The sequence below is a fragment of the Stenotrophomonas sp. STEN046 genome (assembly GCF_056759755.1).
This window is the reverse complement of record NZ_JBRRDR010000007.1, coordinates 106,465-118,976: the sequence shown is the minus strand read 5'-3', so window position 1 is coordinate 118,976 and position 12,512 is coordinate 106,465. Positions and strand designations below refer to the sequence as shown.

At 66.9% G+C, this 12,512-nt stretch carries 8 protein-coding genes; 3 read left to right on the top strand and 5 right to left on the bottom strand.

Annotated elements, in window-relative coordinates; all coding sequences use genetic code 11:
* Nucleotides 1-9 precede the first annotated feature (9 nt).
* From ACVOLJ_RS05830 to ACVOLJ_RS05810, 5 genes are read right to left on the bottom strand one after another with little or no spacing between them, the layout of a single operon-like run.
* The gene (locus tag ACVOLJ_RS05830; RefSeq protein ID WP_481563688.1) at nucleotides 10-1,077 is read right to left on the bottom strand and encodes an acyltransferase family protein; all 1,068 of its coding nucleotides are present in this window, start codon (nucleotides 1,075-1,077) and stop codon (nucleotides 10-12) included.
* A 2-nt stretch (nucleotides 1,078-1,079) separates the two neighbouring features.
* Nucleotides 1,080-2,243 (bottom strand): N-acetylglucosamine-6-phosphate deacetylase, encoded by a 1,164-nt coding sequence (gene nagA / locus ACVOLJ_RS05825; protein ID WP_481563680.1) that lies wholly within the window; start codon nucleotides 2,241-2,243, stop codon nucleotides 1,080-1,082.
* The gene (locus ACVOLJ_RS05820) at nucleotides 2,243-3,271 is read right to left on the bottom strand and encodes an SIS domain-containing protein (protein ID WP_475278306.1); all 1,029 of its coding nucleotides are present in this window, start codon (nucleotides 3,269-3,271) and stop codon (nucleotides 2,243-2,245) included. The genes nagA and ACVOLJ_RS05820 overlap by 1 nt, the downstream gene beginning before the upstream one ends.
* A 7-nt stretch (nucleotides 3,272-3,278) precedes the next feature.
* A complete protein-coding gene (locus ACVOLJ_RS05815) occupies nucleotides 3,279-4,346 on the bottom strand; it encodes a LacI family DNA-binding transcriptional regulator (RefSeq protein WP_475278307.1) in 1,068 nt (355 codons plus the stop codon).
* Nucleotides 4,347-4,385: 39 nt separating this feature from the next.
* Nucleotides 4,386-5,678: a sugar MFS transporter gene (locus ACVOLJ_RS05810; RefSeq protein WP_475278308.1), complete on the bottom strand. Its 1,293-nt coding sequence runs from the start codon at nucleotides 5,676-5,678 to the stop codon at nucleotides 4,386-4,388.
* 383 nt (nucleotides 5,679-6,061) lie between these two features.
* Between ACVOLJ_RS05810 and ACVOLJ_RS05805 the strand changes: the two genes are divergently transcribed.
* The 3 genes from ACVOLJ_RS05805 to ACVOLJ_RS05795 all read left to right on the top strand — a co-directional run bounded on the left by ACVOLJ_RS05805 (nucleotide 6,062) and on the right by ACVOLJ_RS05795 (nucleotide 12,361).
* Nucleotides 6,062-7,078 (top strand): glucokinase family protein, encoded by a 1,017-nt coding sequence (locus ACVOLJ_RS05805; protein ID WP_475278309.1) that lies wholly within the window; start codon nucleotides 6,062-6,064, stop codon nucleotides 7,076-7,078.
* A 140-nt stretch (nucleotides 7,079-7,218) separates the two neighbouring features.
* Complete coding sequence (locus tag ACVOLJ_RS05800; RefSeq protein ID WP_481563679.1) at nucleotides 7,219-9,888, top strand: TonB-dependent receptor; 2,670 nt, start codon at nucleotides 7,219-7,221, stop codon at nucleotides 9,886-9,888.
* Between the two features lie 112 nt (nucleotides 9,889-10,000).
* Complete coding sequence (locus ACVOLJ_RS05795) at nucleotides 10,001-12,361, top strand: family 20 glycosylhydrolase (protein WP_481563678.1); 2,361 nt, start codon at nucleotides 10,001-10,003, stop codon at nucleotides 12,359-12,361.
* The last annotated feature ends 151 nt before the right edge of the window (nucleotides 12,362-12,512 follow it).

The following is a 12,512-nucleotide window of genomic DNA, read 5'->3' as shown; positions in this document are numbered from 1 at the left end:
CGTCGCCGGTCAGATCTTCAGATAGATGTGACGCCGGTCCAGCCACCAGGCTACGCCCCACCACAGCGCCACGAAGGCCAGCGCCTGCAGCATCGAGGCCAACTCCAGCGTGTGCGGCATCGCCGTGGCCAGCTGCTGCCAGACCCAACCCCAGGCGCCGGTAGCCAGCAGGATCACCGACATCACCGACGCCCCCAGATAGGCGGTGATGGCATTGACGCCGAAGCGTCGTCCTAGCGCGGGCCAGCCCCTGCGATCAATCAGCACATGCCCCAGCCACAACGCGAGCGCGGCCAGGCCACCGGTCCACAGCACATAGCTGGGGGTCCACAGCTGTTTGTTGAGCGGCAGCACCGTTGCCAACAGCAGACCCAGCACGGCCGTGACCGCGCCCAGCCCGGCCAGGGCGCTGGCGCGACCGCTGCGCAGCAGGCCCCCGGCCAGCAGGCCCAGCACGGTGCTGGCCAGCGCGCCGAGGCTGCTCAGCAGGCCTTCGGGGTCATGACCGAGACCGGTGTCGGCGTGCCACTGGTAGATCCACGGTGCGAACAGTGCGGTATCCACGCGGCTGGCCGGATTGGTCCACGGCGCAAGATCGCCCACACCCAGCAACAGTGCGGTGTATCCGATCAACAGCATCAGCAGCACGGCCAGCTGCGCACGCGGTCGTGCGTACACCGCAAGCACGCCTGCCAGCGCCGCACACAGTCCAATGCGCTGCAGCACCCCCCATATCCGGAAGTGATGCGTGTGCAGCGTCCACCACACCAGCAGATGCAGCAGCACACCGGCAATGACAATGCGCAGCGCGCGCTCCAGCACGCCGCGCGCCAGTGCCGGGCGGGCCGCAGGATCCAGCGCGCGGGGTGCCACGCTGAAGGCCATCGACACACCGACCAGGAACAGGAAGAACGGGAATACCAGGTCGGTGGGTGTGCAGCCGTGCCAATCGGAATGGCGCAGCGGTGCGAACACCGCGCTCCAGTCACCGGGGTTGTTGACCAGCAGCATCGCCGCCACGGTGATGCCGCGCAGGGCGTCGATCGAGCCCAACCGGCGTGGCGGCGTGCTGCCCATCATCAAGCCGCCTCGTACTGGCCGGCGATCCAGGTGCCGCGCACCTGCAGCGCATCGTCCAGCAGCACCAGGTCGGCCTGGTAGCCCTCGGCGATATGGCCGAGGCGATCATCGACGTTGAGGAACTGCGCCGGGTAGGTCGATGCCATGCGTGCGGCTTCGGCCAACGGCTGGCCCAGCAGCTGCACGGTGTTGCGTACGGCGGTGGCCATGTCCAGCGCTGAGCCGGCCAGCGAACCGGCGGCATTGCGCACGACACCATCGATGGCAGTGATCGTTTCGCCATACAGCACATAGCTGGGGTCGTCGGCACCGACCGGCGGCATCGCATCGGTCACCAGCAGCAGGCGGCCGCGCGGCTTGGCCGCCAGCGCCACGCGCAGGCTGGCCGGGTGCACATGCACGCCATCGACGATGATGCCGATCCAGCTGTCGCGATCTTCCAGCGCGGCACCGACGGCGCCGGGCTCGCGGCCCTGCAGCGGCGACATGGCGTTGTACAGATGGGTGAAACCGCGCACGCCGGCATCCAGCCCGGCACGGATCTCTTCGTACGTGCCGGCGGTATGCCCGGCAGCGACGATCACACCGCGTTCCACGAGTGCGCGGATGGTCTCCAGCGGCACGCGTTCCGGTGCCAGCGTCAGCAGGGTCACACCGTTGTCCAGTGACGCGGCGAGTGCGATTTCCGCCTCGTCGGGCACGCGGAACTTGCTGGCATCGTGGGTGCCCTTGCGCGCCGGTGCGATGTACGGGCCTTCCAGGTGGATGCCGATCACGCCCGGCACGCCCTGCGCGATCGCTTCGCGCAACGCAGCGATGGCCTCGCGCATCACCGCTACGTCATCGCTGATCAGGGTCGGCAGCATCGCCGTGGTGCCGAAACGCCGGTGCGCCTGCGCAATGGTGCGCAGCGACGCAACATCCGGCGTGTTGTTGAACAGCGCGCCCCCCCCACCGTTGACCTGCACGTCGATGAAGCCGGGCAGCAGCCAGCCGCCGCCCAGGTCCACCTGCTCGTCGGCACTGCCCAGCTGCGGTGCCGCATCGGGCAGCAGTGCACTGATGCGGCCCTCCTCGATCACCACGGCGAGGTCGTCGCGGAATGCATCGCCGGCCAGGATGCGCGCGTTGCGCAGCACCGTCTTGCGCGAAGCGGTGTCCATCAGACGGTCTCCGTCACCTTGTTCAGATGCGGCGGCAGGTCCGGGTTGAAACCGCGGCGCAGGGCCAACGCGTTGATCGCACGGTAGAAGCTCTGCACGGTCAGCAGCGGCGCGCACAACGGGTGCGGTGCGGCGGCCACCGGCAGGTTGCCGCCCGCGCCGGCCAGCCACACCTGTGCGCCGCGCGCGGTGAATTCCTCGGCCACGGCACGGGTGCCGGCGCCGGTTTCATCCGGCTGGGCGAAGGCCAGCACCGGGAAGCCGCGGTCGACCAGCGCCATCGGCCCATGCTTGACCTCGGCCGAGCTGTAGGCCTCGGCGTGCAGGCTGCAGGTTTCCTTGAACTTCAGCGCCGCTTCCTGCGCAGCGCCCAGGCCCAGGCCACGGCCGAGCACGAACAGGTTGTTGGCATCCACCAGGCCCTCGGTCACCGGGCTCCAGTCGCACTGCCATGCCTCGCGCATCGCATCAGGCAGCAGATCCAGCGCGTTGCGCAGGCTGCTGTCCTGCTTCCAGTACGCCGCCAGCTGCAGCAACGCGGACAACGAGGCGAGGTAGCTCTTGGTCGCCGCCACGCTTTTTTCAACACCGGCATGCAGCGGGATGACCGTGTCGGCCAGCTGTGCAAGCGGCGAATCCTCCACATTGACCAGCGCCACCACGCGCGCACCGGCGGCCTTGGCCGCCTCGGCGTTGCGCAGCAGGTCCGGGCTCTTGCCCGACTGCGAAATGACGATGAACAACGCACCGCGCAGCTGCAGCGGCGCGGCATACACCGAACCCACCGACGGCGATGCCGAGGCAACCACCAGGCCCAGCTGGGTTTCCAGCAGGTACTTGCCGTAGGTGGCGGCGTGGTCGGAACTGCCGCGCGCGCAGGTGACCACGAACGGTGGCGGCGTGGCGCGCAGGCTGGCCGCCAGCGTTTCCATCACGGTGTGGTTGCGCGCGAACTGGCGGGCGACCACGTCGGCTGCTTCGGCGGCCTCGGCGAACATCAAGGTGGCGGTGGGGTCTGACAGCGACATGGCAGGCTCAGGCAGGATCGGAAGGAAGGGGGCGGGTGCCGGCAGGACGCATCGGCGCGGTGGAACCACGTACCACCAGCTGCGGCACGAAGCCCTGGTTGTGCAACGGTGCCGGCGCATCGTCGTAGGCATCGCTGCGCAGCTGCGCGATCAGCAGGCGCGCGGCGTGGCGGGCGATGTCCTCAGTGGCCTGCTTGGCGGTGGTCAGCGGCGGCCACGACTGGCGCGAGAACGGGCTGTCCTCGAAGCCGGCGATGGACAGGTCGTAGGGCACGTTCATGCCCGCAGACTTGGCGGCGGCCAGCACGCCGGCGGCGATTTCATCGTTGGAACCGAAGATGGCAGTGGGCGGCTCGCGCAGCGCCAGCAGGCGGCGCGCACCACGGAAGCCGTCATCGAAGGTGTAATCGCCCTGCACCACCAGGTGCTTGTCCACGGTCATGCCGTAGTCCTTCAGCGCGGCCTCGTAACCGGCATAGCGTTCGCCCGAGGAACGGTGCGAGGTGCCGCCCCACAGGAAGCCGATGCGCTGATGGCCCAGCTGGATCAGGTGCTCGGTGATCTCATAGGCGGCTTCGCGGTCATCGACGAACACGCAGGCACCATCGGCCGGATCTTCGGTGGCGGCGATGATGCGCACCAGCTTGATGCCGCGCGCGGTCAGCGCCTGGATCAGGTCGCGGCGCTCGGACATCGGCGCGGTCAGCACCAGCCCGGCCAGGCGCGAACGCTGCACCCAGTCGGCCAGTTCATCGGCCAGCAGCGGCGAGCTGGAATCGCACGGGTGGATCTGCAGGCCGAAGCCGGTTTCGCGGCAGGCCGCGAGCACGCCGTTCTGCACGCCGATGATGTGGTACGGGTTGGGGTTGTCATACACCAGCCCGATCACGAAGGTGGTGCCGCTGCGCAGGTTGCGCGCGGACGGATCGGGTTCGTAGTCGAGTTCGGCGATGGCACGCAGCACCCGCGCGCGGGTGGCCTGCATCACCGAGGGCTCGTTGTTGATCACCCGCGATACCGTCTTCAGCGAGACCTTGGCCTTTTCGGCAACGTCCTTGATGGTCGCTCTGCGCATCGGCTTTTCCTGGGGTTGGCTGCCGTCCATCATCGCCTATCAGACCTTGTCCTGCGGCAGGCCGGCACGATGGCCGATCACCGAGTAGAACAGGATGTACAAGTAGCAGGGCACCATCAGCAGCAGGAACACCAGCTGGAAGTCGATGTGCTGCTTGAGCACCGCGAACAGCTGCGGAATGATCGCGCCGCCGGCGATGCCCATCACCAGCAGGGCCGAGCCGGTTTCGGTGAAGCGCCCCAGGCCGCGGATGGCCAGCGGGAAAATGGCCGGCCACATCATCGCATTGGCGAAGCCCAGCAGCGCCACGAAGGCCACCGAGACGTAGCCGTGGGTGAAGAACGCACCCAGGCAGAACACCACGCCCAGCACTGCCGAAATGGTCAGGTAACGCGACTGCGACACCACGCGGGGGATCAGCGCCAGGCCGACCACGTAGCCGATGAGCATGGCAAACAGGGTCAGCGAGGTGAACATCTTGGTCTGGTCCAGCGGCAGGTCGAAGCCGTGGCCATAGGTGCCGATCGCATCGCCGGCCATTACCTCTACGCCGACATAGACGAACAGGCACAGCACGCCCAGCCACAGGTGCGGGAACTGGAAGATGCTGCGGCGCTCCGCGGTGCCCGGCGCACCGGCTGGCGTGGCGTTGGCTTCGGAAGCCTTGATTTCAGGCAGCGGCGAGAACAGCACCGCCACCGCCAGCACCACCAGCACAGCGGCCATGGCCAGGTAGGGCGCGTGGATCTTGGCAGCGAATTCGTTGAGCAGCTGTGCCTTGGTGGCTTCGTCTGCGGCGGCCACGGTGGCCGACAGATCGCCGATGCCGTGCAGCACCAGGGTGCCGATCAACACCGGTGCCAGCATGCCGGCAATTTTGTTGCAGATGCCCATCAGCGCGATGCGCCGTGCCGCCGTTTCGATCGGGCCGAGGATGGAGATGTACGGGTTGATCGCGGTCTGCAGCAGCGCCAGGCCACTGCCGATCACGAACAGGCCACCGAGCGCACCGGGATACCAGCGCTGGGTGGCGAATTCGCCGAACAGCGCCGCACCGCCGGCCATCACCAGCAGGCTCAGGCTCAGGCCCTTCTTCATGCCGGTGCGGCGCAGGATCCACGACGCCGGCAGGGCCAGGAAGAAGTAGGACAGGTAGAACACCATCAGCACCAGGAAGGCACCGACCTCGCTCAGTTCAAAGGCGAGTTTGACGAAGGTGATCAACGGGCCGTTGAGCCAGGTGAAGAAGCCGATCAGGAAGAACAGCACGCCGACGATGGCGATGGACGAGGCCACGTTCGGGCGTGCGCTTGCAGCGGGGACGGCTGACATCAGGAGGGCTCCTGCGGCGACGGTCGCAGAACACGACGTCGGAGAGTGGCTGGGAACAACGTTGTCACATTCTTTCGATGGACGAGGGCGGTTTGTCAACGACATCACGCAGGCACCGTCACCTCATGCTGCACTGCGCAAGCGCGCGGAACACGCTTCGGCTGAATGCGCTTTGGCCTTGAAGCCCCTTGCTGCAAGGGTTCCACGGGGGAGGCGGCACTCACGCCATGTAAACGTTTACGGCGATCTGCATTCGTTGCAGCGCAGCAACGAAAGTGTCACGAACTCGTTGACATCGTTGTCAACGCGGTTACAGACTCCGCCCCAATCGCCGGCTCCATCGTTGCCCTTTCCGGGCCGGCCCACCTGCAGCAGGAGCCCGCGTGACCGCCAGCCAGCCCGCCCCCGCCCATGTCCTGTCCCCCGTCGCGCCCTCGTTTCTGGCCGCCGACGTTGGCGGCACCCATGTGCGTGTTGCCCGGGTCCAGGCCAGTGGCGATGACGCCCACCCGGTGCAGGTGCTCGATTACCGCAAGTACCGCAACGCCGACCATGGCGGGCTGAGCGCGATCCTGGCCGACTTCCTCGGCGAAGGCCCGCGCCCGGCGCACTGCGTGGTGGCCACCGCCGGCTTCGCCCGCGACGACGGCACGGTCATCACCGCCAACCTGCCGTGGCCGCTGTCGGCGCGCCAGGTGGAGGCCGACGTCGGCCTGCAGCGCGTGCACATCGTCAATGACTTCGAAGCGGTGGCCTACGCCGCTGCGCAGGTCGATGCCAGCGGTGTGCTGCACCTGTGCGGACCGGAATCGGCCGCGCGCGGCCCGACCCTGGTGGTCGGCCCCGGCACCGGCCTGGGCGCTGCGCTGTGGATCCCCACGGCGAACGGCCCGGTGGTGCTGGCCACCGAAGCCGGCCAGCCGACCCTGGCCGCCAGCACCGAACTGGAGATGGCCATCGTCCGCCACATGCAGCGCGACCGCGCGCACGTGTCGATCGAGCATGCCCTGTCCGGCCCCGGCCTGATGAACCTGTACCACGCGATCTGCGCGCTGCAGGACCAGGCGCCGACGCTGGCCAGCCCCGATGCGGTCACCGCTGCGGCTATGGCCGGCAGCGACCCGCTGGCACGGCAGGCGCTGGATGTGTTCTGCGGCCTGCTGGGCAGCACCATCGGCGACATGGCGCTGTTCTATGGCGCCCACGGCGGCGTCTACCTGGCCGGCGGCATCCTGCCGCAGATCCGCGAGTACCTGCGCACCAGCACGTTCGTCGAACGCTACCTGCAGAAGGGGCCGATGGGCGAAGCGCTGGCACGCATCCCGGTGAAGGTGGTCGAGCACGGGCAGCTGGGCGTGATCGGCGCTGCCAGCTGGTTCCTGCTCCACGCCGACGCCTGAACCTGCAATCGGCTTCAACGCAATCGCAGCACGCAGTACGTGGCACGCCAATGCACGGGACATCGCCGCCCCGCGCCCCACAACGCAGTCGCAATCGAATATCGCCGCCGGTATCCAATCGAGTGATGAGGAGAGACATCATGAACACCTGCAAGACCCTGCTTTCGGCCGCCATCGTCAGCTGCCTCGCCTTCACTGCAAACGCGCAGCAGGCCACCCCGACCCAGACCGCCACCGACCTGGATACCGTGACCGTCACCGGTATCCGCGGTTCGATGGAAAAGTCGCTGGACACCAAGCGCGAAGCCAATGCGCGCGTGGAAGTGGTTACCGCTGAAGACGTGGGCAAGCTGCCGGCGCACAACGTCGCCGACACCCTGCAGCGCCTGCCGGGCGTGAACATCAGCTCGTCCAGCGCCGATGAAGGCGGCTTCGACGAAGCCGACCGGGTCAGCCTGCGCGGCACCAGCCCCAGCCTCACCCAGACCCTGATCAACGGCCACACCGTCGGTTCGGCCGACTGGTTCGTGCTCAGCCAGGGCAACAACGTCGGCCGCAGCGTCAGCTACTCGCTGCTGCCGTCCGAGCTGGTCAGCTCGGTGGAAGTGAACAAGTCCTCGCAGGCCAAGCTGCAGGACGGCGGCACCACCGGCACGGTCAACATCATCACCCGCAAGCCGCTGGAATTCTCCAAGCAGTTCACCGCCGAAGGCTCCATCGGCATGGTGCGCTCGGACCAGGCCAAGTCGAACGATCCGCAGTATTCGGCCCTGTTCAACTACAAGAACGATGAAGGCACCTTCGGCGTGATGGTGCAGGGCTTCAGCCAGAAGCGCGAACTGCGCCGCGAAGCACAGGAAATCCCGGGTGGCTTCTTCAAGATCGGCGCCGATGATCCGGTCGCCAAGACCAACCCGGACCTGATCGGCGTCAATGTTCCCGGCCTGCTGGGTTCGACCCTGTTCGAACAGACCCGTGAGCGCAAGGGTGGCCTGGTCTCGCTGCAGTTCAAGCCGACCGACAGCCTCACCCTGGGCCTGAACGGTTTCACTTCCGAACTGGAAGCGAACAACTACAACCGCAACTTCATGATGTTCGGCAACAGCTTCGCCAAGTCGCAGGCGCCCAATCCGGGCTATGTGGTGAAGGATGGCGTGCTGACCAACGCCACCTATGCGGGCGTGCCGGGCACCAACTACGCGGTGTACGACATGATCTACCGCGAGTCGAAGGCCAAGTCGAGCTATGTCACCTTCGATGCCGACTGGCAGATCAGCGACAGCCTGACCGCCAAGTTCCAGGCCGGCAGCACCAAGGGCACCGGTGAGACCCCGCGCCAGTACATCGCCGAGGTCACGGTGGGCAGCGGCGGTGGCGCCAACTGGGCCACCCACGGCGCCGGTTCGCCGATCGACTGGAACGTCGGCGGCGACCTCTCGCCCAACGGCGTCACCAGCTTCGGCACCTGGGGCAACCAGCAGGTCACCGCGGAAGACAAAGAGAAGTGGGCCACGCTCGACTTCAACCAGTACTTCAATGACGGCGGCGTGCTGAGCTCGATCGATTTCGGTGTGCGCTTTGCCGACCACAAGCGCGAAGCGCTGTCGCCGGAAGGCGCGACCCCGGGTGATATCTGGAGCGCGCTGAAGAACGGTGCCACCTCCAACTATCCCAATGGCTTCGCCGGCGATATCGGCGGCACCTTCCCGCGCAACATCTGGTACTTCACCCCGGGTGCGCTGAAGGATGCGGTGACCAACAACTCCACCTGGCTGGCCGGCAACGATGGCCCGACCGGTCGCCACAACTACGGCGCCGAGTGGCAGGTGAAGGAAAAGAACTACGCCGGCTACGTGCAGGCCAACTTCCGCGGTGACTGGTGGAGCGGCAACCTCGGCCTGCGCTATGTGAACATCAAGCAGGACATCAACACCTACAACGCGGTCAGCAACGCCGCCGATGCCGATGTCAGCAGCCTGTTCGGCATGTGGGAACGCATGGCCTTCCAGAACAAGCGCAACCGCGTGCTGCCCAGCGCCAACATCAAGTTCGACCTGGACGACAACCTCGTGCTGCGCGTGGCCGCTTCGCAGACCCAGACCCTGCCGGACTACTCGGCGCTGGGCGCATCCTCGTACGGTTCGGACCTGAACCGCACCGGCGGCGGCGGCAACCCGAACCTCAAGCCGACCCTGTCCAGCAACCTGGATGCCAACCTGGAGTGGTACTTCATGCCGCGCGGCCTGCTGTCGGTCGGTGCGTATCACATGAAGCTGAAGGACTACATCGCCTTCGACGTGGTCTCGCGCCAGCTGTACAGCGAGCTGAGCAACCAGCTTGAGACCTACCAGATCTCCACCCCGATCAATGCCGACGGCAAGGTCACCGGCGTGGAAGTGGCCTACGAGCAGCCGATCGGCGAGTACTTCGGCGTCAATGCCAACTACACCTACGCCAACGGCAGCACCGCCCACACCTGGTCGGACGGTTCGCACAACCTGCTGGGCACCTCGAAGAACACCTACAACGTGGGCGCCTACTTCGAGAACGAGCGCTTCGGTGCACGCGTCAGCTACACCCACCGCTCCTCGTTCCTGATCAGCCTGTCGGGCACCAACCCGTACTACCAGGATGACTTCGGCACGCTGTCGGCCTCGCTCAGCTACAAGGCAACCGACTGGCTGAGCATCAGCCTGGATGGCCTGAACCTCAACAACCCGACCTACAAGTACTACCAGACCGCGGCCATCCCGACCTCGTTCTACAGCAACGGTCGCCAGTACTATCTGAACTTCCGCTTCAAGTACTGATCCACCGGCAGCTTCATCGCCGAGTCGTGCACGCACGCCGGGCCTGGGTCACACCGGGCCCGGCGTTTTTCATGTATAGCGAACCTCGCACCCGATCCAAGGAGTCGTTCCGATGACGAAGCCCTCCCGCGCCAGGATGCGCAGCCTTCTGCTGCTGGGCAGCCTGCTGGCCACCCTGCCTGCGTTGCCCGCGCTGGCGGCCAGCGATGCCCCCGCGCTCGATACCGGCCCTGGCCCGCAGCTGCGCGCCGGCAGCCTGATGCTGATTCCAGCACCGGCCAACGTGCAGCGCGGCAGTGGCGCAGGCATCACCGTCGCCGCAGCAACCGCGCTGCAGGCCGACGGCGAAGCCGCGCAGCGCGTGGCAGTGCAGTTCGCCGACCTGCTGGCGCGCAGTGGCGGTCCGCGTCTTGCGCTGGCCACTGGCAAGGCGGCCGGCAAGGCCGGCAGCATCCGCTTCGAGATCGTGCCGACCTTCCGCGACAGCGGCGAGGGCTACACCCTGGAAAGCACCGCGCAGAGCGTGCTGGTGCAGGCCGGCAACGAGACCGGTCTGTTCTATGGCGCCACCACCCTGGCCCAGCTGGCCACGGGCGGCAGCAACGGTGCGCTGCCGGCAGTGCAGATCCAGGACGCGCCGCGCTTCAGCTGGCGCGGCTTCATGCTCGATTCGGCGCGCCATTTCCAGAGCCTGGACGAGATCAAGCGCGTGCTCGACGCGATGGCCGCGCACAAGCTCAACACCTTCCATTGGCACCTGACCGATGACCAGGGCTGGCGCATGGAGATCAAGCGCTACCCGAAACTGACCGGCGTGGGCAGCTGCCGCTTGCCGGCCGGTGATGGCGGCATCGATCCGGTCAGCGGCCAGGAGCATCCGTACTGCGGTTTCTACACGCAGGATCAGATCCGCGAAGTGATCGCCTACGCCGCCGCGCTGCATATCCAGGTGATTCCGGAAATCGATGTGCCCGGCCACGCCACCGCCGCGATCGCCGCGTATCCGGAACTGGGTTCGGTCAGCACCCCGCTGAAGCCGCTGAGCGAATGGGGCGTGTTCCCGAACCTGTTCAATGTCGAAGATGGCACCGTCACCTTCCTGGAAAACGTGCTGGAAGAGGTCATCGCGCTGTTCCCGGCCAAGTACGTACACGTGGGCGGCGACGAAGCGGTGAAGGACCAGTGGGAAGCATCCAAGCAGGTGCAGCAGCGCATGCGTGCGCTGGGCATCAAGGATGAAATGGCCATGCAGAGCCACATCATCAAGCGCCTGGAAACCTTCCTGGAACAACACGACCGGCGCCTGATCGGCTGGGATGAAATCCTCGAGGGCGGGCTGCCGCCGCAGGCCACGGTGATGTCCTGGCGCGGCACCGAAGGCGGGCTGGCCGCTGCCAGTGCCGGCCACGATGTGGTGATGTCGCCGGTCAGCCACCTGTACCTGGATTACCTGCAGACCGCCTCGCCGAACGAACCGCCGGGCCGCCCGACCCAGGTGAACCTGGGCAAGCTCTACAACTACGAACCGGTACCGGCCGAACTGGCCGCCGACAAGCGCGGGCACATCCTGGGCCTGCAGGCGAACATGTTCACCGAACACACGCGCAGCTACGCGCGCCTGCAGCACAACCTGTTCCCGCGCCTGGCCGCGGTGGCCGAGACCGGCTGGAGCACGCCGCAGCAGCGTGATTTCCGCGACTTCCTGGCACGCCTGCCCTCGCAGCTGCAGCGCTATCGTGCGTGGGGCCTGGCCTATGCGCAGACCCCGTTCGAGGTTGGCGTGGCGTACGCCGATGACCGCGCCCGCAACACGGTGACCGTTTCGCTGGCCAATCCGCTGGGCTATGAAGTGCGCTACAGCACCGACGGCCAGCCGGTCACTGCGCGTTCGCCGCTGTACCAGCAGCCGCTGACCGCGCCGCTGCCGGCCACCGTGCAGGCCGCCGCGTTCTACCAGGGCCAGGCACTGGCGGCGGCACCGACGGTGGCCGCGTACACCGCGCAGTCGCTGCTGTCGCGGCACAGCCAGGAGCTGCGCAGCTGCGTGGGCGAGAAGGGCCTGGTGCTGCGCCTGGAAGACGATGGCCCGCGCGAAGGCACCCGTGCGGTATTCACCGTGGACATCTTCCAGCCGTGCTGGCGCTGGCCGCAGGCACAGCTCGATGGCGTCGGCAGCGTGGAAGTGCGCGCAGGCCGCATTCCGTACTACTTCCAGCTGGCCCACGACGAACCGAAGCGCCGCTTCGAGAAGGCCAAGGCTGCGCACGGTGAAATGCAGGTCCGTCGCGGCGACTGCAGCGGCAAGGTGCTGGCGCAGGTACCGCTGCCGGCCCAGCCCGATGCAGATGGCTTTGTGACCCTGCATGCGCCGCTGCCGAAGGGCACCGGCGGTACCGGTGATCTGTGCATCAACTTCACCGGCGACACCCGCCCGGCGATGTGGGTGCTGGATGAGGTCACGCTGGGGAAGTAACGGCGGCCCTGCTCCCCGGTGCGGGCTTTGGTCGGCACCGGGGATTCATCCACGCATGGCGTGGATCTACGGGAACGCTTCATCCACGCATGGCGTGGATCTACTGGAACGCTTCATCCACGCATGGCGTGGATCTACTGGAACGCTTCAT